Here is a 26,295-nt window from a genome sequence, read left to right as displayed (position 1 = left end):
AACAGAGGTGTAGATGGGCAATGGTGAGGAAGCGTCAGCCCTTGACCGCGCCCTGCATGATGCCGCCGACGATCTGCTTGCCGAAGACGACAAAGGCGATCAGCAGCGGCAGCGTGCCCAGCAGCGCGCCCGCCATGATCACCGACTGGTCGGGGATATAGCCGCGGCCGAGGCCGGTCAGCGCCACCTGCACGGTGGGGTTGCCGTTCTGGGTCAGCGCGATGACCGGCCAGAAGAAGTCGTTCCATGCCATGACGAAAGTGAGCATTCCCAGCACCGCCATCGCGGGCCGCGCGGCGGGGAAGACGATGTGCCACACGACGCGCCAGCTGTTCGCACCGTCCACGCGGGCCGCCTCGATCAGCTCGGTGGGCAGCGCCTCGGTCAGGTACTGCCGCATGAAGAACACCCCGAAGGCGCTGACCAGGGTGGGCAGGATGACGGACTGCAGCTGGTCGGTCCAGGACAGCTCGGCGATCAGCATGTACAGCGGTACGACGCTGAGCTGCGGCGGCACCATCATCGTGCCGATCACCAGCAGCATGAGGAGGTTCTTGAAGCGGAAGCGGAGTTTGGCGAAGGCGAAGCCGGCGAGCGTCGAGAAGAGCACGGTCCCGGTCGCGATCGACCCGGCGACGATCGTGGTGTTGAGCAGGGCGGTGCCCATATTGGCGTCGGTCCAGGCGATCTCGAGGTTCTTGAAGAGATTGCCGCCGAACCAGAAGGGCGGGGGAGTCTGTGCGAGGCGGGAGTTGTTGCGGGAGGCCGCGACGGCCGTCCACACCAGGGGGAAGAGGGAGCCGATGGTGAAAATGATCAGTACGGCATGGGTGATCCGTCCGCCGTGCAGATGGCGTCCGGCCCGTTCGGCGCTCAGCAGTTTCGTCATGTCGTCCCCTATGAGCTCTTGCTCAGACGGCGGGCGAGCAGCCAGTTCACCGCGCCGATCACCAGCAGGATCAGGAACATCGCCCAGGCGATCGCCGAGGCCCGGCCGAGGTGGAGATTCACCCAGCCCTGCTCGTACAGATAGAGCCCGAGCGTCTGGTACTGGTGATCCGCACCGCCTGTCGCGCCCGCGCCGCCGTTGAACAGCAGCGGCTCGCCGAACAGTTGCGTTGCGCCGATCGTCGAGACCACACAGGTGAACAGGATCGTGTGCCGCAGCGAGGGGACGGTGACATGGCGGAACTGCTGCCAGCGCGAGGCGCCGTCCAGCGCGGCCGACTCGTACAGATCGTTCGGGACGGCCTGCATCGCCGCCAGATAGATCAGCGCGTTGTACCCCGTCCACCGCCAGATCACGATCGTGGAGACGGCGAGCCGTGAGGTCCATTCGCCGTTCTGCCAGTCGATGTTGTCGATGCCGGCCAGGCCGAGAGCCCAGTTGATCATCCCGTAGTCGCGCCCGAAGAGGAGTACGAAGACGAGCGTCGCGGCGGCCACCGAGGTCGCGTACGGAGTCAGCGCGGCCACCCGGAAGAACATCGAGCCGCGCAGCCGGTAGTTGAGCAGATGCGCGATGCCCAGCGCCATGAGGAGCTGCGGGACCGTGGAGATCAGCCCGATGGTGACGGTGTTCCTCAGCGCGTTCCAGAAGAACTCGTCCTCCAGCAGCCGGGAGAAGTTGCGCAGTCCCACCCACTCCATGTCGGTGGGCGCGGTCAGCTCCACCCGGTGCAGCGAGGCCCAGCCGGTGTAGAGCAGCGGAAACAGCCCGAAGGCCAGGAAGAAGACGAAGAAGGGGGCGACAAAGGCGTACGGGCTCCACTTCACGTCCAGCCGGTAGCGGCGGCTGCGCCGGGCGCGGCGGCGCTCGGCGCAGAGCCTGGCCTGCTGCTCCGGCGGGCGCGGCCGCGCCGCGCCCCCCTCCCCGGAGGAGAGCGCGGCGGCTTCCGGAGCGGTGAACTTCATGCTCAGTGGTCCAGAGCGTTGTCGATCGCCTTCACCGCGGCATCCCAGCCCTGCTGGGAGGACCGGCCCTTCTGGTCGACCTGGAGCATGCCGATGTCCGCCAGGTTCTGCGCGATGATCAGGTCCTTCGGCCCCACGATCTGCACCGGCACACCCTCGGCGGCCTTCGAGAAGATCTGCCCGATGGGCGCATTGCCGAAGTAGGCGTGCTTGGCTCCGGAGACTTCGGGCAGCGCGTACGCGGCCCGGGCGCTCGGGAAGCTGCCGCGCTCGGCGAAGAGCTTGGCCTGCTGCTCGGGAGCGGTCAGCCAGGCCACGAGCTTCGCCGCCTCTGCCTTGTTCCTGCCCGCCTCGGGGACGGTCAGGAAGGAACCGCCCCAGTTGCTGGGCCTGGGCGCGGCGGCCACATCCCACTTGTCCTTGCCGGTGGCGCCGGCCTTGTCCTGGATATAGCCGAGCATCCACGCCGGGCAGGAGACGGTCGCAAAGGTGGCGTTCGCATAGCCCTGGTCCCAGGCCGGCGTGAACTGCTGGAGCTTGCCGGTCAGATCCTCCGTCGCGAACTCCGCGGCGATGTCCCAGGCCTCCTTCACGGCCGGATTGGTCTTGTAGACGACCTTGCCGTCCGTGTCGTAGAAGCGGTTCTCGTTGCTTCCGGTGATCGCAGCCATCACGCCGGAGGCGGAGTCGACGAACGCCTTGCCCCTGGGTGCCTTGGCCTTGAACTGCTTGCCCGCGTCCAGGTACTTGTTCCAGTCGCCCGCCCACAGCCTGCCGACCGCCTCACGGTCGGTGGGCAGCCCAGCCTGGGCGAACAGGTCCTTGCGGTAACAGATGCCCTGCGGCCCGATGTCGGTGCCCAGCGCGACCGTCCTGCCGTCCTCGGAGGTCGCCTGCGCCCACTTCCAGTCCAGGAACGCGCCCTTGTCGACCCCCTCCGTCTTCCCCAGGTCGACCAGCTTGCCCGCCTGGGTGGCGGTGATCTCGGCGATGTTGTTGACCTCGACGGCCTGGATGTCGGCGAGTCCGCTGCCGCTGCCGAGATGGGTGAGCAGCTGCGGGTAGTAGTTCTCGTTCCGCTCGATCGAGGTCTGCTCGATCACGATGTTCTTGTGGAGCTTCATGTACTCGTCGTAGAGACCGGCCTCCTTGAGGCCGAAGGCTCCGAACACCCCTACGGTGAGCGTGGTCTTTCCCTTGCCCCCACCGCTGCCGCCGTTCGAGGCACTGCCGGTGGTGTCGTCGCCGTCCTCGGCACAGCCGGCCAGCAGACCGGCGCCGAGCGCGGCGACGACCGCGAGGATTACTGTCCTGCGCACTGCGTCCTCCTTGTGCCCTGACGTGCCGACCCCCCGGCCAACTGGCGTGCAGTGCCCGTACGTTGATCTCTGCGGCTCGGGCGGGGAACGTGCGGGTGGTGTATGAGTCAGGTACGGTGGGAGCGCTCCCATGTGTGATGTGTTGAAGGGTCGCGGCTCCCTGAGGGGGTGTCAAGGCAACGGACACGTTATGTTCTCGGCCTGAAAAGCCTGGGGAGGCGGACATGGTGGCTCGGACAATCCGGACGCGGAACGGGGGACGGGGCGCGGGCAGGCCCACCCTCGAAGAGGTGGCCGCACGCGCCGGAGTGGGACGCGGCACGGTGTCCCGCGTGATCAACGGATCGCCGCGGGTCAGCGACCACACCCGCGCCGCCGTCGAGGCGGCCGTCGCCGAACTGGGCTACGTACCCAACCGGGCGGCCCGGGCGCTGGCCGCCAACCGTACCGACGCGATCGCCCTGATCGTCCCGGAACCGGAGGACCGGTTCTTCGCCGAGCCGTACTTCTCCGACATGGTCCGCGGCGTCGGCGCGGCACTCGCCGACACGGAGATGCAGCTGCTGCTCACCCTCGCCGGCAGCGACCGCGAGCGCCGCCGCCTGGCCCAGTATCTGGCCGCCCACCGGGTCGATGGCGTCCTGCTGGTCTCCGTGCACGCCGACGACCCGCTGCCCGACCTGCTGGAGCAGCTCGCCATCCCGGCCGTGATCAGCGGCCGCCGCTCCGCGCGCGAGACGCTCGCCGCGGTCGACTCCGACAACTTCGAGGGCGCGCGCGCCGCCGTCGACCACCTCTACGCCCGCGGCCGCCGCTCCATCGCGACGATCACCGGACGCCTCGATGTGTACGGCGCACAGTGCCGCCTCGACGGCTATCGCGCGGCACTCGCCGCGGCCGGCCAGGCTCCCGACGAGCGGCTGATCGCCCCCGCCGACTTCACCGAGGAGGGCGGCCGCCGCGCGATGCGGGAGCTCCTCGATCGCTGCCCGGACCTGGACGCGGTCTTCGCGGCCTCGGACGTGATGGCGGCGGGCGCCCGTCAGGTGCTGCGCGACGCGGGCCGCCGGATACCCGAGGACGTGGCGCTCGTCGGCTTCGACGACTCGGCGGTGGCCCGTCATATGGACCCGGCGCTCACCAGCGTGCGCCAGCCGATCGAGGAGATGGGCCGCACGATGGCCCGGGTGCTGCTCCAGGAGATCGCGGGCCGCGCGGCGGAGCGCCCGCAGATCGTGCTCCCGACGGAGCTGGTCGTCCGCGAGTCGTCGTAGAGCACCGTCGTGGCGCACCGCGTCGTCGTGGCGCACCGCGCACCCGGGCGTTCGAGCACGTCCGTCACGATCAAGCGTCACCCGGAAAAGATCAAGGGCCCCGGTCCGAAGACCCCCCTGCGTCTCCAGCGTCTCCAGCCCCGTCAGACGGCCGGTCAACTCTGGTGCCAGGTCGAGCCGGCCGACCGCATGCGCCCACTCGGCCAGATCGGCACGGGACGGGGTCTGCTTGCCGGTCTCCAGACGTGACACCTTCGAGCGCTGCCAGCCGAGCCGCTCGGCGATGCCCTTGCCGTCCAGGCCTGCCTCGGTGCGCAGCTCGCGAAGCCGCGCACCGAGGACACTCCTGGCCTGCTGGAAATCTGTGCTCACACGGTGGAACGTACCTGCCTGGCGAATTCGGCGGTACGGGTTGCGTGATGCCAGGCTCTGTCGCGGGCCTGGCAAGCGGCGAGGACTTCGGCCGGGTCCTCGCTGACGATGACACCAAGGGTGGTGTCGTCCTCGTCGAAAACGAACCGCACCAGTGTGCGGGAGTCGAAGAGCCAGAAGTCCCAGTCCGGCAGGCCGTACCGTTCGGCGCTGGCCCGGGTGAGGTTGCGGATGTCCTCCCCGGCGGCAACGTTGCCGAGGCCGGAGGCGAGGAGGAACCGCTGACCGTCGGTGGGCGGGTCGTCGACGAGGCGGACCCGCTCGAACCGCTTCCCCTGCGCGGTCTGCTCTGCGACGTTCGTGCGCCAGTCATCGAACGGCTCTGCGACGATGTCCTCGCCCGCCTGCCAGCGCTGCCACTTCGGGCTGTTGCGGTCGGAGGCGTAGCTGCGGCGGGTCTCCAGCCGCCACGCGGTGTGCTTGAAGCTGCGGAAGAGGTGGGCGATTTCCGCGAACGGCACAAGGTCGGCCGGCTCATGCAGCGGGGCGAAGCGGGTGAGGAGATCGCGCGGCACGATGACGAACGTCTCGGACGGCTTCACGTCGCGGAGTCTGGCCAGGTGCTCGGGGTCGGTCACGCGCTCGCCCTGGACGAGGATGTCGCCGCTGGCCTCGATCTCGTAGAGGGTGGGGCAGTCGCCGGCGTCGCTGGTGGTGCCGATGAACCTGAGCGGCATGTGGCCCTCCATGCTGGCTGGTTGGGCGTCCAGGATGCGCCGGACAGCTGGAGGGCGTCCTCGGATTGCGTGAGATTGCAGAGCTCTGCCGGGCCTTGCTGGTTGCGCGCAACCGGAAACGATGGGCCTTCTCGATTCGGCGACGACTGACCCAGGACGCACGAAAGCACCCCCTGCCCGGCCCGAAGGCCAGACAGGGGGTGCAGTACGTCGGGAGTACTGGCGGCGGTTCGGATCGAGGGCGACCGACGAGAGCAGGCAAGCGCTGCTCCGGGGGCGGGGGCGGGGGCGGGGGCGCGCCGTCGCGCCGGCAGACCTTCGCGTCGGGGTCGTCGGCCGGCGTCTGCCGACTGTAGTGCTCCGGACATGATGAGCCAGGAGGACCCTGCTCGCCCTGCGGGCCCTCGGGTCTCTGAGGTCCCCGTGGGCCCTCGGGTCCTTGCGGCCCCTGCTCTCCGGGGGCGCCCTTCTCCCCCTGCGCCCCATCCTGGCCGGCCGCGCCGTCTCCGCCAGGGGCTCCGCGTTCGCCGTCGACACCGGAATCTCCGGGGGCGCCTGGCTTGCCGTCCCGGCCTGGCTTCCCTGCCGGGCCAGGAATCGGGACCGGCACCTCGGCCCGGTCGGGGAGATCCTCGACCGCCCGCGCCGGATCGGGGGCCGTCGGAGTCTTCCCCACGGCCTGGAGCTGCGATCTGAGCTGGCGCACGTCGGTCGCCAGCCTGCTCACAGCGTTGCCGCGGAGATCGGCCTCCGTGGCGATCGTGTCGGCCTTCGCCGCGGCCTGGTCTGCGCGCTGCTCCGCGCGGTCGATCTGCAGGAAAGCCAGGCCGACCGCGCCGCCGAGAAACAGCAGTGAGGCCACGACCCACAGCAGCGTGCGCCAGCGATAGAAGAGCTGCTCGGTACGCGTCATGGCGCGCCCCGAGCTGCGTGACGAGTAGCCGAAGGCGCACGACCTCAAGTTCCAGCGCCTGGACGCGTTTCTCAGCAGTGTCCTGGTCTTTCTCCGCCTTATCCCGCTCGGCCGTCAGCCGGACGGCAAGGCTGTCGTATCCGGTGATGACCCGCCCTCCCGGGCCGCCCGAGATGCGCCGCGGGTGCCGTAGACGGCCGCCGCCGCGGCCATCGGTGCGCCGATCAGTGCACCGATGGCCGTGATCATGGCGGCGTCCATGAGCCCTCCCGGTCGCGTGCAGGGGGCAGGGTCAGAGGCCCTGAGGGCCGGCGGTGCGGAGACTGTCCTGCGCCTTGCCGGCCACGCCGGTCGGCTTCCACAGGCCGAAGTGGGCGAGGACACCCATGGCGAAGGCAACGAGGGTCAGGACTGCCACGGTGGCCACGTCGTAGCCCCCCCACGGGACCCCCGTGGTTTCGGACATGACGAAGGCCCGACCTGTTCTCACAGGTCGGGCCTTGATCATTCAGGGTGAGTAACGGGACTCGAACCCGCGACATCCTGGACCACAACCAGGTGCTCTACCATCTGAGCTATACCCACCACGACCGGTCTTTTACTGACCGGCCGAGAAAAAGTGTACAGGGTCCAGGAGGGTGCTCGCGCCCGGGTTATCGAGGCCCTGACGCGAGGCTCATCCCCGCCTCATTCCGCAGGCAGGACGTACTTCGCCGCGATCCCCTTCGCGGTGTCCGAGTCGGGTCCGGGCTGTGGCACGAAGACCGCCTCGCGGTAGTAGCGCAGTTCGGCGATGGATTCGCGGATGTCCGCCAGCGCCCGGTGGTTGCCGTTCTTCTCCGGACTGTTGAAGTACGCCCTCGGGTACCAGCGGCGCGCCAGTTCCTTGACCGAGGAGACATCGACGATCCGGTAGTGGAGGTAGTCCTCCAGCGTCGGCATGTCGCGCAGCAGGAAGCCGCGGTCGGTGCCGACCGAGTTCCCGCACAGCGGGGCCTTGCCGGGTTCCTTGACGTGCTCACGTACGTACGCCAGGACCTGCTCCTCGGCGGCGGCGAGCGTGGTGCCTCCCGCCAGCTCGTCGAGGAGGCCCGAGGCGGTGTGCATCTGCCGCACCACCTCGGGCATCGTTTCCAGCGCCGCGTCCGGCGGGCGGACCACAATGTCCACCCCTTCGCCGAGCACGTTCAGTTCCGAGTCGGTGACCAGCGCGGCCACCTCGATGAGTGCGTCTTCCGTCAACGAGAGCCCGGTCATCTCGCAGTCGATCCACACCATGCGGTCGTTCATGCGTCCTACCTTATGGCGCACTCCGCTGTCCGGGCAGGCTCGGGCGTCCGTGACCTGACGCATATGCGTCGGAATGGTGCTTGGTCAGCCCCAGCTCCGGTGGCGCGGCCGAGGTTGCGGCAGGGCCGGAGTGCCCCGCTGCCGCCGCGGCCCGCCTGGCCTGGGGGGACGCCTGGGCCGGCAGGACCGCCTCCACCACCGCGGTCGCGGTGGGCTCGCTCTGCGGGCGCCGGATCCGGTAGGCGGCCCGGTACGCGGCCGGCGAGGAGCCGAGCTGCCGCCGGAAGTGGCCGCGCAGCGCCACCGGGGACCGGAAGCCGCACCGGCCCGCGACCTCGTCGACCGAGTAGTCGGAGGTCTCGAGCAGCCGCTGTGCCTGCAGCACCCGCTGGGTGATCAGCCACTGCAGCGGCGCGCTGCCGGTCAGTGAACGGAAGCGCCGGTCGAAGGTGCGTCGGCTCATGTACGCCCGTGCCGCCAGCGTCTCCACGTCGAACTGTTCGTGAAGATGCTCCAGCGCCCACGAGACAACCTCGGCCAGCGGGTCCGACCCGATTTCCTCAGGTAAAGACCTGTCCAGATAGCGCTCCTGCCCGCCACTGCGCCGCGGCGGTACCACCAGCCTGCGGGCAAGCGCCCCGGCTGCCTCGGTGCCGTGGTCCGTACGCACGATGTGGAGGCAGAGGTCGATTCCGGCCGCCGTACCCGCGGAGGTGAGCACATCGCCGTCGTCGACGAAGAGCTCACGCGGATCCACATGGACGGACGGATAGCGCTTGGCCAGCGTCGGTGCGTACATCCAGTGGGTGGTCGCCGGGCGGCCGTCGAGCAGGCCGGCCGCGGCGAGCACGAACGCACCGGTGCACAGTCCTACGATCCGGGCACCCTCCTCATGTGCGCGACGCAACGCGTCGAGCGCCTCGGGCGGTGGTGGTGAAGTGATGGACCGCCACGCCGGTACGACGACGGTCCCCGCCCTGCTGATCGCCTCCAGACCATAGGGCGCGGTCAGTTCGAGGCCGCCGGTGGTCCGCAGCGGTCCTTCCTCGCCACCGCAGACAAGCAGGCGATAGCGGGGAACTCCGGCGTCCTGACGGTCAATTCCGAACACCGAGAGTGGAATGGAACTCTCAAAGATGGGGCCGCCGCTGAACAGCAGCACCGCGACGACCTCCCGGCGCCGACGCCCGGAGAGTTTCCGAGCCTCCGGTGCGGCGGAGTCCTGACTCATGACGCTAAGCCCCCCTCGGTGTTCGCGTCTCCCCGTTCCTTTTGGGCCTTTCGCTCCTGCACGTTTCCCCTCGGTTTTGCACGAGTCCCGAGCCTTCGATACTCATGATCGAATCTACTGCGTCCCGTGGCGCCGCCGTGACAAGTTCGTCATGCCCCGCTATGTCGACTTGGCAACTTGGCGCGAAGCATTCGATCACGAAGGGTTCCACTCACGGGCCGCGCAGGGAAGGCCGCCTCGCACGCATGGCCCGTCCCCGTAGGGTGCAAGCGCCGCGAATGGTCCTTTCCTTGCAGGTGACAAGGGGGTTGGCAGGCCATTTCGACAAGGACCGGCCGGTAGGCCGAAGTTGGCTGAAATCATACGGGTGAGAGCGCGTGAACCCGTCAGTCTCCGGGCGTACTTCCCGGCCCACGCCGACCGCCCCTGTGCGCCCCGGGGCCGGTCCTGGCGCGCCGGACGCGGGGTGGCGCCTGCTCCTCGGCGCGGGCGCGGGCGCGGGCCGCGGTGCGTTCCGAGTGGCGCAGCAGTACACGGCAGGCCGCGGTCACGGCCGCGAGGCCCAGGGCCGCGGCGGCCGCCCCGCCGACGGACGTTCCGTAGACGACCAGCACCACAGGGACCAGCACACAGCTGAAGGCCGCCCAGCGGACCACGTCGCTCGCGGACTCGGACGGGGGGAGAGCGTGCGCGCCGGCTGTGCCCGGTGACGGGCTCGGCGCCCGGTGCCGTCCGTGGTGGTGGGCCGGAGAGGGAACGGGGGCCGGGGCGGACGGTCGTGCGGGCACGGAAGCTCCCTGGTGGCGGCGGGGTGACCGAGGTGCCAACGAGGGGCGGAGCCTTCCGGTCACTGTGCAGACGGCTTACGGGCGTCCGGAGGTGGCGGGTAGACGCCTGTAGGTGCCAAGTGGCATTGCCATCCGGGGCGGGCTCGGGCATGCTCCCTGGAACGCCGCGTATGGGGCGGCGGGCTCTGGGCAGGAGAGGAGTGTCGCCGTATCCTTGGGGGTATGGGCTTGGGAAGATGATTCCCGGACACAGCTCCGCTGCGACGCCAACCGACGCACCCACCCTTGACGATCCCTCCCAAGAGGACCTCCTTCGCCGAGACACCGATGGCCGGTCACGAAATCCCCGAACCCGCGGACCGCAAGCAGGTAGCCGACCCCTCGTCGGATCTGCAAGCGGCCGAAGAGACATGTCATTCCTGCGATCCGGCCTTCCGGCACGGAGTCGTCGTCGGCTTCGACGGATCGACCTCCAGTGAGCGGGCGCTCGCGTACGCCATCGGTATGGCGAGACGGTCCGGTTCGGGCCTGATCATCGTCCATGTCGCGAACCGGCTGCCGACCACGGTCTGGGCGGGCTGTGAACCCCCGGTCTTCGTGGACGTCCCGGACCACCGCACCGAGGTGCTCGGTCTCGAGCTGGCCTGTGCGGACTATCTCACCGAGGTGCCGTGGATCCTCGTGGAGCGCGGCGGCGACATCTGCCACGAGCTCGAAGAGGTCGGCCGGGAGTATTCGGCCGATGCGATCGTGGTCGGCTCGACGCACGGCATCGTCGGACGGATCTTCGGCTCGGTCGCGGGACGGCTCGCGCGGCGCGCGCAGCGCCCGGTCGTCGTGATCCCGTAGCTCCTGCCGCTCCTGCCGCTCCTGCCGCTCCCCGTAGCCCCTGTCGAACCCCGCAGCCCTGTCCTGATCCCATCGGCTCCGCCCTGGTCCCATCGGCGCCGTCCTGGTCCTGTGACCCCGCCCTGCGGCTCGGTAGCTCTCCGTGCCCCTCTGGTCGCTGATCGTCGTCATCTCCCTGACGCCCTGCCGTGTCCATCCCGCAATCCCCGGCGTCGGTCCAGGTGAGGCAGCGTCAACTCCCTTTGTGTGCAAGGAAATCTACCGGTGCGTAGAGGTGGGTTGTGCGCTTGTGAAGGGTACATAACGGTCGCTGGGTAGCAGCACAACGGCACATGGACACGAAGGGAGCCCGCCGTGGACAACGACGTCTCTGCGGGAAGCGGTACTCCGTCAACTCAGACTCTCGGCCATCTCGCCCTCGGACTGACCCTGCTGGCGTTCGGCGTCGGCCACACCGGTGTGATCGACAATGTCGCGGCGGCGGACGCCTCCGCCCTCGCCACCTGGGTCGGCGGGATCGTACTGTTCATCGCCGGACTGCTCGAGTTCCGCGCGGGCAATGCCGGTACGGGCACGGCGTTCGCGGGCCTCGGCGCCTTCTGGTTCACCTGGGGGACCGGGGTCGGCTCCGCGGTCTCGGCCGAGGCGGCAGGGCTGTTCCTGCTGCTGTGGGCGCTGCTCGCACTGACGCTGACCGTCGCGTCCGCGGGGAGCGGACTGTTCGAGCAGGGCGTGTACGGGCTGCTGTTCGTCTCGCTGCTGCTGCTCGGCACAGCGGCGTTCGCGGAGAGCGACGGGCTGGCCAAGGCGGGCGGCTGGGTCGGCGCGGTGGCGGGTCTGGCGGCCTGGTACGGCGCGACGGCGGCGCTGGCCAAGTGGCCGACCTTCTCCGGTCGCGCTGCCGGCCGGGGTGTGACGGCCACCGGCTGAGGCAGCCGCAGGCCGGCGCTGGGCAGCGCCGGCTCGTGAAAAGACGGTCCCCCCGCGCGTTTTGGTGGCAACGCGCGGGGGGACCGTCCGTGTTCGGAGCCTCTGTCCGGGCGGGCTGCTACTCGACCGTGACGGACTTCGCCAGGTTACGCGGCTTGTCGATGTCCCGGCCCAGCGCCAACGCCATGTGGTAGGCGAGGAGTTGCAGCGGAATACCCATCAGGATCGGGTCCAGCTCGTCCTCGTTCTTCGGGACGACGATGGTGTGGTCGGCCTTCTCCTGCTCGCGGTGCGCGACCGCCAGGATCCTGCCGCTGCGGGCCTTGATCTCCTCCAGGGCCGCGCGGTTCTTCTCCAGCAGGTCGTCGTTCGGCACGATCGCGACCGTCGGCAGCGCCGGCTCGATCAGCGCCAGCGGGCCGTGCTTGAGCTCCGAGGCCGGGTACGCCTCGGCGTGGATGTAGGAGATCTCCTTGAGCTTCAGGGAGGCCTCCAGCGCCACCGGGTAGCCGCGCACCCGGCCGATGAACATCATCGACTTGGCGTCCGCGTACTCGGCGGCCAGCTTCTTGATCTCGTCCTCGGTCTCGAGGATCTCGCTGATCTGGCCGGGCAGCTTGCGCAGGCCCTCGATGATCCGCTTGCCGTCGGAGACCGAGAGGTCACGGATCCGGCCCAGGTGCAGGGCGAGCAGCGCGAAGGCGACGACCGTGTTGGTGAAGCACTTGGTGGAGACGACGCAGACCTCGGGGCCCGCGTGGACGTACGTACCGCCGTCGGCCTCGCGGGCGATCGCCGAGCCGACGACGTTCACCACGCCCAGAACGCGCGCGCCCTTGCGCTTGAGCTCCTGGACGGCAGCCAGCACGTCGTACGTCTCACCCGACTGGGAGACCGCGACATAGAGGGTGTCGGGGTCCACGACCGGGTTGCGGTAGCGGAACTCGGAGGCGGGCTCCGCGTCCGCGGGGATACGGGCCAGCGACTCGATCAGACCGGCGCCGATGAGGCCCGCGTGGTACGAGGTGCCGCAGCCGAGGATCTTCACCCGGCGGATGCCGCGTGCCTCGCGGGCGTCCAGGTTGAGGCCGCCCAGGTGCACGGTGGAGAACCGGTCGTCGATACGGCCGCGCAGGACGCGGTCCACCGCCTCGGGCTGCTCGGAGATCTCCTTGTGCATGTACGTGTCGTGGCCGCCCATGTCGTACGACTCGGCCTCCCACTCCACGGTGGTCGGCGTCGCGGTCGTCGTCGAGCCCTCGGTGGTGTACGTACGGAAGTCGTCGGCCTTGAGCGTGGCCATCTCGCCGTCGTCGAGGGTGACGACCTGGCGGGTGTGGGCGACCAGCGCGGCGACGTCGGAGGCGACGAACATCTCCTTCTCGCCTATGCCGAGGACGACGGGGGAGCCGTTGCGGGCGACGACGATGCGGTCGGCGAAGTCGGCGTGCATGACGGCGATGCCGTACGTGCCCTCGATCAGCTTCAGCGTCTGGCGGACCTTCTCCTCCAGCGTCTCGGCCTGGGAGCGGGCGATGAGGTGGGTCAGCACCTCCGTGTCGGTCTCGGAGAGGAAGACGACGCCGTCGGCGACCAGCTTGGCGCGCAGCTCGGAGGCGTTGTCGATGATGCCGTTGTGGACGATCGCGACCTTGTTGTCGGCGGACAGGTGCGGGTGCGCGTTCTCGTCGGACGGGGCGCCGTGGGTGGCCCAGCGGGTGTGGGCGATACCGGTGGTGCCGGCGAAGCGCTTGGGAACACGGGCCTCCAGGTCACGGACGCGGCCCTTGGCCTTGACCATCTTCAGCCCGGTGGACTTGGGGCTCGTGATCACGATGCCCGCGGAGTCGTACCCCCGGTACTCCAGCCGCTGCAGGCCTTCCAGCAGCAGTGGAGCAACGTCACGCTTGCCGATGTATCCGACAATTCCACACATAAAGTCTCTGCCCCTCCATAGATCCGTGTGTGCTCGGCCGCTCGGCCCCCGGCCGGCCGGTCAGCCGTAGACGATGCGGCGCAGCTGGCGGAGCGAGAGCTCCGGCGGCGCCACGGCGCGGTGCGGCAGCTCGGCCGCGATCCGCTCGAAGATCTCCGGGTTCGCCAGGCCGCCGGACTGCAGCTCGCGGTGGCGGCGGCGGACGAATTCCTCGGTCTTCTCGTCGAAGTACGCCAGCACGTCGAGCACCACCCGGGCTGCCTCACCGCGCTGGAGCGCGGTGCTGCGCACCAGGTGGTCGACGAGGTCGTCGTGTGACGACGGGCGGCGTTCGAGCACTCGTAGATATTGCGGGGTCACCGGGCGCGATTGCAAGAATCCTGCCCGCTTCCGGGCAGGAAGGGCCCGAAGAGGCTCAGAGGTGCTTCAGTACGGCCTGTTTGGCGGTGGCGAACTCCTCGTCCGTCAGTATCCCGGCCTGACGCAGCTCGCCCAGCTCCCGCAGTCGGCGCAGCAGCGTGTCATGATCGGCGCCGCCGGATGCCGAGGTGAGCGCGGCCGGCTCCTGCCGCGGGAGGGCGTCGACGGGCGCGGGGGCGTAGGGATGCGGCATACGGGCCACCACGGCCGCCCCGACCAGCGCCATCAGCGGGTCCTTGCGGAAGCCCCACAGCTCCACCGCGTACGGGTCGTACTTGGGCGGAACCTTGGTCGGGGCATTCGACACGGCGAAGCGCAGATAGCCGTGCTCCAGGCCGATGGACGGCAGCCACTCCACCGCCTCCACATCCTCCAGCCCGAACGTGCGGGAGCCGCCCGAGGTCTTGGACTCCTCGGTCTTCCAGTTCCACTCCAGGCGGATCCGCTCACCGTCGAAGGTGGCGGTGCCGTCGCCGGCGCCCACGGTGATCGGCAGGGCGGGCCCGGGCAGCAGATAGCCCTCGACGGGGCCGGTCTCCACCTGATCCAGCAGCAGGGCGTTGCGCACCTCGTCCACGAAGTACTCGGCGACCCCGGTGCGGTCGTTCTCCACGGTCAGCCGGTACGGGTCGGAGCCGTCCTCCAGCCTGCCCCCGGTGATCTGGAGCAGCGGGTCGGCGCCGTCGCGCAGCCGCAGCCGCAGCCGACCGGACTTCCTGCCCGCCTCGAAGGAGATCCCGGCCAATGCCCCCAGCGGCAGGGCGACTTCGCCGAGCGTCTTGCGCAGCAGGCTCACGCTCTTGTCGCTGCCTGGAACGATCCGGACAGTGTCCCCGTCGAAGGTCCAGGTTCCGTCCTTCTGGATGATTTCCGCCATGCGGGGATTCTCGCACCGGGGTACTGCGTACGGGGTCACGAGGGTGGAGTCCCGGCCGGGGTCCGGCCCGCGGCGGAGCCGCTGCCGGGCACGGCGCCCCCGGTGGGCAGCCGCATATGGAGACCGTTGCGGTGGGCGGGTGGTGCGCGCGGGTGGAGTCTGGGCCGGAGGCCGTGGGTTGTCCTCCGGGTGGGCACAGTGTGGTCTGCACCTTGACCGGAGTTGAGGCGCGCGGTACGCAGGTGACCGTTCGGTTGCCCTGCACCACAGTTGTGACGCCCGTTGAAGGGACACCCGCCTGTGAGTCAGCCCAGAACGTCTCCCCCTCGTCCGTTCCGTTCGCTGCTGCTCGTCGCGGCGGCCGCTCTCTCGTGTGTGGCGGCCTCCAACGGCGCGGCCGTGCCCGTCGGCGCCGGCAACACCCCCGCCGACGTCCCCCGCGCCGTCCGCCCGCTCGGCCAGATCGTCCCCGCGCCCGCGTCCGTACGGCCGGGCGGATCGCCGTACACCCTCACCCCCGCCACCGGGATCCGGGTGGACGACGGCTCCAGTGAAGGGCGCAGGATCGGTACGTACCTCGCCCAGGTGCTGCGGCCCTCCACCGGCTACGCCCTGCCCGTCACCGACGGCCATGCCCCCGGCGGCATCCGGCTGCGACTGAGCTCCTCCGAGCGCGCACTGGGTGAGGAGGGCTACCGCCTGGAGTCCGGGAGCGGCTCGCTCACCCTGACCGCCCGCAAGCCCGCCGGGCTCTTCCACGCCGTCCAGACACTGCGTCAGCTGCTGCCCGCCTCGGTGGAGAAGGGCACCCGGCAGCCCGGGCCGTGGCAGGTCGCGGGCGGCACCATCACCGACACCCCGCGCTACGCCTACCGGGGCGCGATGCTCGACGTCTCCCGGCACTTCTTCACCGTCGACCAGGTCAAGCGCTATATGGACCAGCTGGCGCTCTACAAGATCAACAAGCTGCATCTGCACCTCTCCGACGACCAGGGCTGGCGGATCGCCATCGACTCCTGGCCGCGGCTCGCGACGTACGGCGGCTCGACCCAGGTCGGCGGCGGGCCCGGCGGCCACTACACCAAGGCGCAGTACAGGGAGATTCTGGGCCACGCGGCCTCGCGGCATCTGGAGGTCGTCCCCGAGATCGACATGCCGGGACACACCAACGCGGCCCTCGCCTCCTACGCCGGACTGAACTGCTCCGGCATCGCCCCGCCGCTCTACACCGGCACGTCCGTCGGCTTCAGCTCGCTGTGCGTGCCCAAGGAGGTGACGTACGACTTCGTGGACGACGTGATCCGTGAGCTGGCCGCGCTCACCCCCGGGAAGTACCTGCACATCGGCGGCGACGAGGCCCACTCCACCAGCCATGAGGACTATGCCGCCTTCATGGACAAGGCCCAGGCAGTGGTGAACACGTACGGCAAGACCGTGGTCGGCTGGCACCAGCTGACCGGTGCCCGGCCCGTGAAGGGCGCCGTCGCGCAGTACTGGGGCTACGACCGGACGAGCGCCGCCGAGCGCAAGCAGGTGGCGGACGCCGCGAAGAAGGGCACCCGGCTGATCCTCTCCCCGGCCGACCGGGTGTACCTCGACATGAAGTACACCAAGGACACCCCGCTGGGTCTGGACTGGGCGGGCCTGGTCGAGGTTCAGCGTTCGTACGACTGGGATCCGGCGACGTACCTCGACGGCGTCCCGCAGCAGGCGCTGCTCGGTGTCGAGGCACCGGTCTGGACGGAGACGCTGTCCACCAGCGACCACATCGAGTACATGGCGTTCCCGAGGCTCCCCGGCGTCGCCGAGCTCGGCTGGTCGCCGGCGTCCACGCACGACTGGGAGACCTACAAGGTGCGGCTCGGGGCCCAGGGGCCGCGAATGGCGGCGCTCGGGATCGACTTCTACCGCTCGCCGCAGGTGCCCTGGGCCGACTGATCGAGCCGGCCCGGCGATCGGGGGCAAGAAGGAGTTGTCGAGGACAGGAAAAGAGCTGAGGACAGGAAAGGAGAGACGGGCGCCCGTGAGGGACCGTATTCACGGGCGCCCGCCTGTCAGTGGGAGAACCGCGCGATCGGGTTCTCGAGCGAGCCGACGAGCTGGAGCGCACCCGACGGGTCGGCGAGGTCCACCATCTGCTTGTTGTTGCGCAGCTGGAGCCGGTTGAGGCAGGAGAGCGCGAACTCCCCGGCGAACATGTCGTACTCCGCGAACTTGTCGGCCAGATGCGGCGCCGACTCCTGGTACCCGGTGACGCACTCGGCAACCGTCCGCCAGAACGTCTCCTCGTCCAGCCGGCCCTCGGCGGCCAGCGCCGCGCCCAGGAAGCGGAAGAAGCAGTCGAAGACATCCGTGAAGAGGGAGAGCAGCTTCATGTCGTCGGGGACGTCCACCCGGACCCGCTCCACGGCCGGCGGCAGGACCGCGTCCGCGTCCATCACCGCGATCTCCTCGGCGATGTCCTTGAAGATCGTCCGCTGGACCGTGCCGTCCTCGCCGATGACCAGGATGACGTTCTCGCCGTGCGGCATGAACACCAGGTCGTAGGCGTAGAAGCTGTGCAGCACCGGGACGAGATACGCGTCCAGGTAGCCGCGCAGCCACTCGGCGGGAGTCAGACCCGACTGGTCGATCAGCGCACCGGCGAACGACGCGCCCTCGTGGTCCACATGGACCAGCGACGCCATGGTCGCCAGCCGTTCGCCGTCCCGCACCGTGGGCACCGGGCTCTCGCGCCAGAGCGCGGCCAGCATCTTGCGGTACGGGGAGTAGCGGTCGGTCGCCCGCTCGTACTGGCGGTGGTGGTAGCCGATCGCCGCCCGCTCCTTGATGATCGAGAAGCGGGCCGCCTTGAGGAGGTCGTCGCTGTCGATCAGGGCCGCGAGCCAGTCGTTGATCGCCGGGGTCGCCTCCATGTACGCGGCCGACAGGCCCCGCATGAAGCCCATGTTGAGGACGGACAGCGCGGTCTTGACGTAGTGCTTGCCCGGGTCGCTCGTGTTGAAGAAGGTACGGATCGACTGCTGGGCGAGGTACGCGTCGTCACCCGCTCCCAGGCAGACCAGGCGCTGCTGGGCGACCTCGGCGGCGAAGGTGACGGAGAGCTTGTTCCACCACTGCCAGGGGTGCACGGGCAGCAGGAAGTAGTCGGCCAGGTCCAGGCCGAGTGCGTTGAGCTGACCGCCGAAGCGGGCGAGAGTGGCCTCGCCGAGCTCGGCGCGGATCAGCGACTCGTAGTCCAGTCCGGCGCCCGAGGTGAAGGTGGCGCGGTCGCGTCGCGCCGCCAGCCAGACGAGGCGGACCTCGCTCGCTGTCTCGGGGGCGTACGAGAGGTACTCGTGCACCCCGAAGCCGAGCCGGCCGTTGTTGGCGACGAAGCAGGGGTGGCCCTCGGTCATCCCGGTCTCGATCGCCTGGAAGCCCGCCGTCACCAGCTCGGCGGAGGTCACCTGCTTCTTGGTGAGCTTGTACGCCGTGCCGGAGAGGGTGGAGGAGATCTCCTCCAGATAGACCGGCAGGATCTCGTCGCTCAGGCCGAGCGCACCGCGCAGCTCGATGAAGAAGTCGAGCGCGTCCAAGGGCTGCTCGGAGCCGTCGCGGTGGCAGGTGATCGATTCGGCGGAGACCTGCCAGTGGTCGAGGGCGAACCGGCGTGCGGTGAAGCGGTACTCGGTGGCAGAGTCGTCGCTGAGGACGCGGTAGCGGTCCTCCTGGCCGAGCGCCTCGGGGGTCAGCAGCCGCTCGTGGGAGAACTCCGCGAGCGCCTTGCGGACGAGCAGCCGGTTGGCCTGCTCCCACAGTTCGGGGGTCAGATGCGATACGGCGTCGGCGAGGCTCATCGGGCCACCTCTCGCGCAGCCATGAACTGCTCGCGCGTGCACACGCTCAGATACGCGTCCTTCTCCGGCTTCTCGATCTTCTCGACGATCTCGAAGCCCACCGCCTCGTTGAGGGCGTGGACGGCCTTGTTGCGCACATCCGGCTCGACCACGACACGCTGGGTGGTCTCGTCCGCGAACAGCTCCTCCATCACCGCGGTGATCACGTCGCGGGTGAAGCCGTGCACAGGCGTGTCGGTCGGCGCGACCAGGAAGTGCATGCCGACGTCGCCCGGCCGGGCGTCGTACAGACCCTTCAGCTCGACATGCGCCGGGTCGTAGCGCTCCATCAGGAAGACGGGCTCACCGTCCTTGAGGCCTATGAAGGCGTGGTGGTGCTCATGGGCGGATATCGCCATGTACTCGCGCTCCACGTCCTGGAGCTTTGCGTCCTGCATCATCCAGAACGCGGCCTTGGGGTGGGTGACCCACCCGTGCAGCAGCTCCGCGTCGGAGAAGGGGTCGAGGGGGCGGACGGAGAAGGTCATACGGAGAACTCCTGGAACGCGATGGACTTTTCTACGGGGTAGTACTCGGTCCCCAGCAGCTCACCGATGATGTACGCGTTGCGGTACGCGCCCATGCCCAGGTCGGGCGAGGTGATCGAGTGCGTGTGCACGCTCGCGTTCTGCAGGAAGATCTCGTGCCCGGCGGTGTCGATGGAGTAGTTGCGGGCGACGTCGAAGCGGCCTTGGCCGTCCCGGCGGATCCGGCCGGCGACGGGCTCCAGGAACGCGGGAGTGACGTACTTGTACCCGGTGGCCAGGATCAGGCCCTCGGTGCTCAGCTCGAACTCCTTGCCCTGCTCCTCCTGACGCAGCCCGAGGGTGTAGGTGCCGTTCTCGTAACCGGCGCTCAGCAGCGCGGAGTTGGTCAGCAGCCGGGTGGGGACCGGGCCCTTGAGGCTCTTCTGGTAGAGCAGATCGAAGATCGAGTCGATCAGCTCCCCGTCGATGCCCTTGAACAGGCCCTTCTGCTCCGTCTCCAGCCGGTAGCGGGTGGTCTCCGGCAGTGCGTGGAAGTAGTCGATGTACTCCGGCGAGGTCATTTCCAGCGTGAGCTTGGTGTACTCCAGCGGGAAGAACCGCGAGGAGCGCGTGACCCAGTTGAGCCGGTAGCCGTGCACATCGATCTCGGAGAGCAGGTCGTAGTAGATCTCCGCCGCGCTCTGGCCGCTGCCGACGAGAGTGATCGACTCCTTCTGCTGCAGCGCTTCCTTGTGGTCCAGGTAGCGGGAGTTGTGCAGGAAGTCGCCGCCGAGGTCCTGGCAGGCCTCGGGGATGTAAGGCGGGGTGCCGGTGCCCAGGACGAGACGGCGGGCACGGAATACGTCGTCGGCGGTGCGCACGACGTACACCTCGCCCTCTGCGTCGTACGACACCGAGGCCACGGTCTGGTGGAAACGGACGCTGCGCAGCTTGGCGGCGGCCCAGCGGCAGTAGTCGTTGTACTCGGTCCGCAGCGGATAGAAGTTCTCGCGGATGTAGAAGGAGTACAGCCGCCCCGATTCCTTCAGGTAGTTCAGGAAGGAGTAGGGCGAGGTGGGGTCGGCGAGGGTGACCAGGTCCGACATGAAGGGAGTCTGGAGGTGGGCGCCCTCGAGGAACATCCCCGAGTGCCATTCGAAGTTCGGCTTGGATTCCAGGAACAGGCCGCTCAGTTCGTCGATCGGCTCGGTCAGGCAGGCGAGGCCGAGATTGAAGGGGCCGAGCCCGATCCCGATGAAGTCGTACGTCTCACGGGGTTCAGGAAGCGTGGACAAGGTTCTCTCCAAGGTACTGCTCGGCGTGACCGGCAATCAGCTCGAGGACGGCGGCGATGTCTTCGGTAGTCGTCTCAGGGTTGAGCAGGGTGAACTTCAGGTACTGGCGGCCGTCGACCTTGGTGCCGGCGACCACGGCCTCGCCGGACGCGAAGAGCGCCTTGCGGGCGTGGAGGTTGGCGCGGTCGATCAGCGTGGGACTGGTGAGGGCCTCGGGGATGTACCGGTAGACCAGGGTGGACAGCTGAGGCTGGACCACGACGTCGTAGCGCGGGTCGGCGGCGAGCATCTCCCAGCCGGCCGCGGCCAGGTCGCAGACCTCGTCGAAGAGCTGTCCGACACCGTCGGCGCCCATCACGCGCAGTGTCATCCAGAGCTTGAGCGCGTCGAAGCGGCGCGTGGTCTGGAGGGACTTGTCGACCTGGTTGGGGATGCTCCCCCGCAGCCCTTCGGGCACGGGAGGTTCCCCCACTTCGAGCGTTTGCCGCGGGTTGAGGTAGTCCGCGTGGTACGTGGCGTGCCGGAGCGTGGCCCCGTCCCGTACCAGGATCGCGGACGAGCTCACCGGCTGGAAGAAGGACTTGTGGTAGTCCATGGTGACCGAGTCCGCGCGCTCGATGCCGTCCAGGAGGTGGCGGCGGGTGAGGGAGGCGAGCAGTCCGCAGCCGTACGCCGCGTCCACGTGCATCCAGGTGCCGTACTGCTCGGCCAGCTCGGCGATCTCGGGCAGCGGGTCGATGGAGCCGAAGTCGGTGGTGCCGGCGGTGGCGACGACGGCCATGGGGGTCAGGCCCTCGTCCGCGCAGCGCGCCAGCTCGGCGGCGAGCGTGACCGTCTGCATCCGCTTGTTGCGGTCGGCGGGGATCGAGACGACAGCATCGGGGCCGAGTCCGAGCAGCTTCGCCGACTTCTGCACGCTGAAGTGGCTGCACTCCGAGGTGAAGATACGCAGTTTCGCGAGGTCGGAGGTCTTGGCCTCCTCACGGGCGAGCAGCAGCGCCTGGAGGTTGGACTGCGTACCGCCACTGGTGAACACACCGTCCGCGGCCGGGCCGAAGCCTATTCGCTGCGAGGTCCAGTCGATCAGGCGGCGCTCGATGAGGGTGCCGCCGGCGCTCTGGTCCCAGGTGTCGAGCGAGGAGTTGACGGCGGAGAGCACGGCCTCGCCGAGAACGGCCGGGATGACGACCGGGCAGTTGAGGTGGCCGAGGTAGCGGGGGTGGTGGAAGTAGACGGCGTCACGGAGATAGACGGTCTCCAGCTCGTCGAGGGCGGCGGAGGCATCGCCCAGGGGCTGGTCCAGGTCGACCGCGGAGACCACCGGAGCGAGCTCGTCGGGGGTCACGCCCGTGAACGGCCGTCGGGTTGTGGCGAGTCGGTTCGCCACCCGCTCGACTCCTTCGGTCACGGAGCGTCGGTAGTGCTCCGCCGTTGCGTCATTGAGCAGGTGCGAGCGCATTGCAATGTCCTCCCAGGTACGGGGACTTGGTCGCTTCCTCAGGGGACAGGAGAGGGGGGTGAGGGGCGACTCGAGGTAAGGTTAGCCTAACCTAAGTTTCGATGTCAGCGGACCATCACCCCCCATGGGGCCTATCTGTTGTGCCGTTGTTCACATGTCCGTCGACCGGGTGAACTCGTGGGCCGGGGTAGCCGGTTCGGCCTCATCGGCCTGGTCGGCTCCTCCGCCTGGCCTGCTTCCTCGGGCCTCCAGGCGGCTGCCTCCGCCCGGACGGCCTCTTCGGCCTAGTCGGTTTCTTCGGCCGGGGTTTCCTCGCGCAGTCCGTCCTCGCTCACGCCGCGCCGCCAGTAGCCGACGAACGTGACACGGCGGCGGTCGATCTGACGGTCGCCCACGAGATGACGGCGAAGGGCCTTGACGCTGCCCGACTCGCCGGCGATCCATGCGTACGGAGTGCCGTCGGGGAACTCGGCGGCACCGACCGCCTCCGGGGCGGACGGGGCGCCCTCGTCCCGCACGAGCCAGGTGATGGCGGCGTCCGCGGCCGTCTTCAGCTCCTGGCGGTCCTCGGCGTGCTGCACCTCGAGCCAGACCCGGGCCTTCAGGCCGGCCGGGAGCCACTCCAGGATCGCCGCGGCGGCGGGAAGCGCCGTCTCGTCCGCCCAGATCAGCACCCAGTCGGTGTCCTCGGGCGGCCGGCAGCGTACGCCGGTGTTGTCGGTGACGGCGGGGCCGAGCACCTTCACACGGTGGCCGGGCGCGGCCTGGCCCGCCCAGTGGCAGGCCGGTCCGACGCCGGCCGCGTCAGCGGCCGACGGCGCAGCGTGGAGCGCGAAGTCGATGTCGACCTCGTTCGGTTCGCGCCGCTGCTCCCGCACGGTGTACGAGCGCATGACGGCCCGTACGTCGTCGGGCATGGCCCGCCACGCGCCGAGCGTCGCGTACATGTCCCCGCCCGGGTCCACCGGTACGACCGGTTCGTCCTGGCCGGGGTGCGGCAGGAAGAGCGAGAGGGACTGGTCGCGGCCTCCGGCGGCGAAGTCCTTGAGGTCCTCGCCCCCGAAGGTGATCCGGACCATGGACGGGCCGAGCCGCCGGGTCCGTACAACCTGAAGGTCGAAGAAGCGGAACGGGGCGAGCTCGGCCGGCGTCGTCATGGTCAGGCGACCTTCTTCGCGGTCTCGATGGCCTTCGCGAGGTCCTCGAGGATCGGCGCGCACTTGTCGTAGGAGTAGATCGGCTCCGTGACGCGCGGGATGACCTGGCCGGCCTTGACGGCGGGCAGCTTGGCCCAGGTCGGCTTGCTCTTCAGGGAGTCGGCCTGCAGGGTGCCGGTGCGGTTGTCCAGGATGATGACGTCGGCGCCGTACTTGCCGGCGTTCTCCCAGCTGAGAGGCTCGAAGAAGCCATCCTTGTCGGGCTTCGGCTCGACGAACTTCACGCCCAGCTCCTGGAAGTAGAGCGTGTCGGCGGACATCTTCGGCACGGAGACGTAGAAGAGGTCCTGGCTGCCGGAGCCGATGAGGACCTTGATGCCGGGCTTGGACTTCGCGGCGGCGCGCAGCCGGGCGGCGGCCTTCTCGAAGCGGGCCTTGGCGTCGGTGGCCTTCTTGCCCTTGACGTCGCCGCCGAGCGACGCGGCGAGCTCGGCGTTGCGCTCCAGGGCCTTCTGCATGGTGGTCTCGGCGGCCCACAGCAGCACGCTGTCGGCGACCTTCATGATCTTGTCCTTGGACTGCGGCGGGACGTACCACGGGTCGTCCTTGGCCCACATGTTCGTGATCAGCAGGTCGGGCGCGAGGGCCACGTACTTCTCGATCTTGAACTCGCCGTAGGCGTTGCCGATGACCTCGACCTTGGTGACATCGAGGTCGCCGGCCTGGACGTCGGGCTTGTCGTCCGGGGTCGTCGTCGGGCCGAAGACGCCCTTGACGTGGACGCCGTAGTCGTAGAGGGCGGCGGCCGTGCCGGTGAAGGCGACGATGTTCTTGGGGGTGGAGTCCAGCTTCACGGTGGTGCCGCGGTCGTCCTTGAAGGACCAGGGACCGGACTTCCCGTCGGCCTTGCCTGCGCCGCCCTTGTCGTCGCCCGTGCCGCAGGCGGCAAGAGCGGCGCCGAGCCCGAGCGCGCTGCCGGCGGCGAGCAGGCCGCGACGGGTGAGTTGGGAGGGGCGGGCGTTGGGCATGATGATGTCCGCTTTCGTACGTATCGATTTCTGGCCACTGGACAGTTCGAACGTAGGTTAGCCTAACCTCAGTTTGTGTCCAGGGGTGGCCCCCAAGGTGAGCCGGTCCGGGATGTGGGCCACCGGGGTGTGGGCGTGGGCCCGACGGGTTCCGCCCTGCCGGGTTGCGGGACACGGGGCCGCGGCTTTGCGCCTCACGACCGGGCCAACGGCCGTGCAGGACACTGCTGGACGCCTGCACGACGCGCTCAACTCCCGGGTCTGCCTTCGGGGCGCGGGGGACGCCGTGAGACGGTGCCTCGGTGCCAGGAGCGGCAGCCGTGCTGCTGCGCGCCGCACGCCCCGCAGGCGGCGGGTGGTCCCGGCCCGGGCTCCTCAGCGCCCAGCAGGCCTCTGTCGGGCGCGTACAGGGCAGCAGTCGAGGGCTGCCTCCTCCGCCGATCCACCGCGTGGGCAGGAGGGCCCTGGGCAGGACGGGCCCAAGTGCCGGTCGGGCTTCACCGGGTGAGGGATGCCGGGCGACGGGCCCGGCCGCGGGGCGGCAGCTTCGCGCCGCGGCCGAACGGCTGGAACCCGCACGTCTTCGCCGATCGCGCTCCTCGCGCGGGAGGCGCCATTACCGTGGGCCTCCGCTCCTCGCGCGGGGGTGGCCGGAATCGCCGAGCCCCGCTCTCCGCCCGTCGCCGGTTCCCTGCCGGGGCCCGCTCTCCGCCCGTCGCCGGTTCCCTGCCGGGGCCCGCTCTCCGCCCGTCGCCGGTTCCCTGCCGGGGCCCGCTCTCCGCACGTCGCCGGTTCCCCGCGGGGCCGGCTTTCCGCGGGGCGGGGGCCAAGTCCCTGCACAGCTTCGCCGGTCCCGCCGGCCCCGCTCCTCGCGCGGGGTCGCCGGTGCTGCCGGGCCGCTCGTTTGCCGGGCCCGGTCTCCGCAGGGCGCCGGTTCCGCGCGCGCCCCGCGCCCCGCCCCGGGGAGCGGGGCGCGTCACGTCATGCGTGGCAGCCGTCTCAGCTCGGCAGGCCCAACTCCCGTGCGATCAGTATGCGCTGGACCTCGCTCGTGCCCTCGCCGATTTCCAGGATCTTGGAGTCGCGCCACATCCTGGCCACCGGGTACTCGTTCATGAAGCCGTAGCCGCCGTGGATCTGCGTGGCCTCGCGGGCGTTGTCCACCGCCACCGTGGACGAGTAGAGCTTGGCGAGGGCCGCCTCCTTCTTGAACGGCTCGCCCTGCACCAGCCGGGACGCCGCGTCGCGCCAGCCGACCCGCGCCATGTACGCCCGCATCTCCATGTCGGCGATCTTGAACTGGATCGCCTGGTTGTCGCCGATCGGGCGACCGAAGGCGTGCCGCTCCTTGGCGTACTTCAGGGACTCGTCCACACAGCCCTGCGCGAGCCCCGTCGCCAGCGCCGAGATCGCGACGCGGCCCTCGTCCAGGATGCGCAGGAACTGGGCGTACCCGCGGCCCTCCTCGCCCAGCAGGTTCGCCAGCGGCACCCGTACGTCGGCGAAGGACAGCTCACGGGTGTCCGAGGCGTTCCACCCGACCTTGGAGTACGGAGCGGCGACCGTGAAGCCGGGGGTGCCGGACGGGACGATGATCGAGGAGATCAGCGGCTTGCCGTCGGCGGTGCGGCCCGTGACCGCCGTGACCGTGACCAGGCCCGTGATGTCCGTGCCCGCGTTGGTGATGAAGCACTTCGAGCCGTTGATCACCCACTCGCCGCCGTCCCGGACGGCCGTGGTCTTCGTGCCGCCCGCGTCCGAGCCGCCGTCCGGCTCGGTCAGCCCGAACGCACCGAGCAGCTCGCCCGAGCAGAGCCGCGGCAGCCACTCCTGCTTCTGCTCCTCCGTGCCGAAGCGGTAGACCGGCATCGCGCCCAGCGAGACCCCTGCCTCGAGAGTGATCGCGACGGACGAGTCGACGCGCGCCAGCTCCTCCAGCGCGATGCCGAGGGCGAGATAGTCGCCGCCCATCCCGCCGTACTCCTCGGGGAAGGGCAGGCCGAACAGACCCATGCGGCCCATCTCGCGGACGATCTCGTACGGGAATTCATGGCGCTCGTAGAAGTCGCCGATCTTGGGGGCCACCACATCGTGCGCGAACGCCTCGACGGTACGGCGGAGTTCCTCGTGTTCGGCGGAGAGCCGATGGTCGAGCGACATT

General features: G+C 69.5%; 24 protein-coding genes, 1 tRNA gene and 1 pseudogene. 5 read left to right on the top strand and 21 right to left on the bottom strand.

The features are described from left to right. Positions 1–34 precede the first annotated feature (34 nt). The 3 genes from OG883_RS26085 to OG883_RS26075 are packed head-to-tail and all read right to left on the bottom strand — an operon-like array spanning position 35 to position 3,233. Complete coding sequence (locus OG883_RS26085; protein ID WP_266545350.1) at positions 35–889, bottom strand: carbohydrate ABC transporter permease; 855 nt, start codon at positions 887–889, stop codon at positions 35–37. A gap of 8 nt (positions 890–897) precedes the next feature. Then, positions 898–1,914, bottom strand: a complete 1,017-nt coding sequence (locus OG883_RS26080; protein ID WP_266545347.1) for a carbohydrate ABC transporter permease — start codon at positions 1,912–1,914, stop codon at positions 898–900. A 2-nt stretch (positions 1,915–1,916) separates the two neighbouring features. Next, positions 1,917–3,233 carry an ABC transporter substrate-binding protein gene (locus tag OG883_RS26075; RefSeq protein ID WP_266545344.1) on the bottom strand — a complete coding sequence of 439 codons (1,317 nt, stop codon included), beginning with the start codon at positions 3,231–3,233 and terminating at the stop codon, positions 1,917–1,919. A 224-nt stretch (positions 3,234–3,457) separates the two neighbouring features. Between OG883_RS26075 and OG883_RS26070 the strand changes: the two genes are divergently transcribed. After that, positions 3,458–4,507: a LacI family DNA-binding transcriptional regulator gene (locus tag OG883_RS26070; protein ID WP_266545341.1), complete on the top strand. Its 1,050-nt coding sequence runs from the start codon at positions 3,458–3,460 to the stop codon at positions 4,505–4,507. Between the two features lie 129 nt (positions 4,508–4,636). Here OG883_RS26070 and OG883_RS26065 read toward each other — a convergent pair. Beyond that, positions 4,637–4,879, bottom strand: a pseudogene (locus OG883_RS26065) (helix-turn-helix domain-containing protein); the annotation flags it as partial. After that, positions 4,876–5,616, bottom strand: a complete 741-nt coding sequence (locus OG883_RS26060; RefSeq protein WP_266545333.1) for a DUF6879 family protein — start codon at positions 5,614–5,616, stop codon at positions 4,876–4,878. The gene OG883_RS26060 and the pseudogene OG883_RS26065, both read right to left, overlap by 4 nt. 439 nt (positions 5,617–6,055) lie before the next feature. On the opposite strand from OG883_RS26060, the gene OG883_RS26055 reads away from it, so the two are divergent. Beyond that, positions 6,056–6,472 (top strand): hypothetical protein, encoded by a 417-nt coding sequence (locus OG883_RS26055; RefSeq protein WP_266545331.1) that lies wholly within the window; start codon positions 6,056–6,058, stop codon positions 6,470–6,472. 171 nt (positions 6,473–6,643) lie between these two features. Here the strand turns inward: OG883_RS26055 and OG883_RS26050 are convergent, their stop codons facing one another. The 6 genes from OG883_RS26050 to OG883_RS26025 form a co-directional block, all read right to left on the bottom strand. Then, the gene (locus OG883_RS26050) at positions 6,644–6,790 is read right to left on the bottom strand and encodes a hypothetical protein (RefSeq protein ID WP_266545328.1); all 147 of its coding nucleotides are present in this window, start codon (positions 6,788–6,790) and stop codon (positions 6,644–6,646) included. A 31-nt stretch (positions 6,791–6,821) separates the two neighbouring features. Next, on the bottom strand, positions 6,822–6,995 hold the full coding sequence (locus OG883_RS26045) for a hypothetical protein (RefSeq protein WP_266545326.1): 174 nt from the start codon (positions 6,993–6,995) through the stop codon (positions 6,822–6,824). A 46-nt stretch (positions 6,996–7,041) separates the two neighbouring features. Then, a tRNA-His gene (locus tag OG883_RS26040) sits at positions 7,042–7,114 on the bottom strand. 102 nt (positions 7,115–7,216) lie between these two features. Continuing rightward, positions 7,217–7,819: an oligoribonuclease gene (gene orn / locus OG883_RS26035; RefSeq protein ID WP_266545323.1), complete on the bottom strand. Its 603-nt coding sequence runs from the start codon at positions 7,817–7,819 to the stop codon at positions 7,217–7,219. A gap of 10 nt (positions 7,820–7,829) precedes the next feature. Further along, the gene (locus tag OG883_RS26030; RefSeq protein WP_266545320.1) at positions 7,830–9,050 is read right to left on the bottom strand and encodes a helix-turn-helix domain-containing protein; all 1,221 of its coding nucleotides are present in this window, start codon (positions 9,048–9,050) and stop codon (positions 7,830–7,832) included. A gap of 386 nt (positions 9,051–9,436) precedes the next feature. Further along, positions 9,437–9,838, bottom strand: coding sequence for a hypothetical protein (locus OG883_RS26025; RefSeq protein ID WP_323180978.1), 402 nt, complete (start codon positions 9,836–9,838; stop codon positions 9,437–9,439). A gap of 327 nt (positions 9,839–10,165) precedes the next feature. On the opposite strand from OG883_RS26025, the gene OG883_RS26020 reads away from it, so the two are divergent. Together OG883_RS26020 and OG883_RS26015 are read left to right on the top strand one after the other, a co-directional pair. Continuing rightward, positions 10,166–10,687: a universal stress protein gene (locus OG883_RS26020; RefSeq protein ID WP_266549437.1), complete on the top strand. Its 522-nt coding sequence runs from the start codon at positions 10,166–10,168 to the stop codon at positions 10,685–10,687. A gap of 354 nt (positions 10,688–11,041) precedes the next feature. After that, complete coding sequence (locus tag OG883_RS26015; protein ID WP_266545318.1) at positions 11,042–11,617, top strand: acetate uptake transporter; 576 nt, start codon at positions 11,042–11,044, stop codon at positions 11,615–11,617. A 118-nt stretch (positions 11,618–11,735) separates the two neighbouring features. Here OG883_RS26015 and glmS read toward each other — a convergent pair whose 3' ends face one another. The 3 genes from glmS to OG883_RS26000 form a co-directional block, all read right to left on the bottom strand. Continuing rightward, a complete protein-coding gene (gene glmS, locus OG883_RS26010) occupies positions 11,736–13,553 on the bottom strand; it encodes a glutamine--fructose-6-phosphate transaminase (isomerizing) (protein WP_266545316.1) in 1,818 nt (605 codons plus the stop codon). Positions 13,554–13,613: 60 nt separating this feature from the next. Beyond that, complete coding sequence (locus OG883_RS26005) at positions 13,614–13,892, bottom strand: hypothetical protein (protein WP_266545314.1); 279 nt, start codon at positions 13,890–13,892, stop codon at positions 13,614–13,616. A gap of 76 nt (positions 13,893–13,968) precedes the next feature. Continuing rightward, positions 13,969–14,850: a DUF4429 domain-containing protein gene (locus OG883_RS26000; protein ID WP_266545312.1), complete on the bottom strand. Its 882-nt coding sequence runs from the start codon at positions 14,848–14,850 to the stop codon at positions 13,969–13,971. A 300-nt stretch (positions 14,851–15,150) separates the two neighbouring features. On the opposite strand from OG883_RS26000, the gene OG883_RS25995 reads away from it, so the two are divergent. Further along, positions 15,151–16,788: a beta-N-acetylhexosaminidase gene (locus OG883_RS25995; protein WP_323180975.1), complete on the top strand. Its 1,638-nt coding sequence runs from the start codon at positions 15,151–15,153 to the stop codon at positions 16,786–16,788. A 116-nt stretch (positions 16,789–16,904) separates the two neighbouring features. Here the strand turns inward: OG883_RS25995 and OG883_RS25990 are convergent, their stop codons facing one another. The 7 genes from OG883_RS25990 to OG883_RS25960 form a co-directional block, all read right to left on the bottom strand. Next, positions 16,905–18,689, bottom strand: a complete 1,785-nt coding sequence (locus OG883_RS25990) for an IucA/IucC family siderophore biosynthesis protein (RefSeq protein WP_266545309.1) — start codon at positions 18,687–18,689, stop codon at positions 16,905–16,907. Beyond that, positions 18,686–19,216, bottom strand: coding sequence for a GNAT family N-acetyltransferase (locus tag OG883_RS25985; protein ID WP_266545306.1), 531 nt, complete (start codon positions 19,214–19,216; stop codon positions 18,686–18,688). The genes OG883_RS25990 and OG883_RS25985 overlap by 4 nt, the downstream gene beginning before the upstream one ends. Beyond that, positions 19,213–20,490: a lysine N(6)-hydroxylase/L-ornithine N(5)-oxygenase family protein gene (locus OG883_RS25980; RefSeq protein ID WP_266545304.1), complete on the bottom strand. Its 1,278-nt coding sequence runs from the start codon at positions 20,488–20,490 to the stop codon at positions 19,213–19,215. The genes OG883_RS25985 and OG883_RS25980 overlap by 4 nt, the downstream gene beginning before the upstream one ends. Continuing rightward, a complete protein-coding gene (locus OG883_RS25975) occupies positions 20,474–21,949 on the bottom strand; it encodes an aspartate aminotransferase family protein (RefSeq protein WP_266545302.1) in 1,476 nt (491 codons plus the stop codon). Before OG883_RS25975 ends, OG883_RS25980 begins: the two co-directional genes overlap by 17 nt. 284 nt (positions 21,950–22,233) lie before the next feature. Further along, a complete protein-coding gene (locus OG883_RS25970) occupies positions 22,234–23,106 on the bottom strand; it encodes a siderophore-interacting protein (RefSeq protein WP_266545299.1) in 873 nt (290 codons plus the stop codon). 2 nt (positions 23,107–23,108) lie between these two features. Beyond that, entirely contained in the window at positions 23,109–24,134 is a 1,026-nt protein-coding gene (locus OG883_RS25965) for an ABC transporter substrate-binding protein (protein WP_266545297.1), read from the bottom strand. Positions 24,135–25,133: 999 nt separating this feature from the next. Next, positions 25,134–26,294, bottom strand: coding sequence for an acyl-CoA dehydrogenase family protein (locus tag OG883_RS25960; RefSeq protein WP_266545293.1), 1,161 nt, complete (start codon positions 26,292–26,294; stop codon positions 25,134–25,136). Position 26,295: the final 1 nt, after the last annotated feature.

Source organism: Streptomyces sp. NBC_01142 (genome assembly GCF_026341125.1).
In the GTDB taxonomy this organism is placed as follows: Bacteria; Actinomycetota; Actinomycetes; order Streptomycetales; family Streptomycetaceae; genus Streptomyces.
Note: the sequence above shows the minus strand (reverse complement) of the source record. Positions and strands in the feature narration are given on the sequence as shown.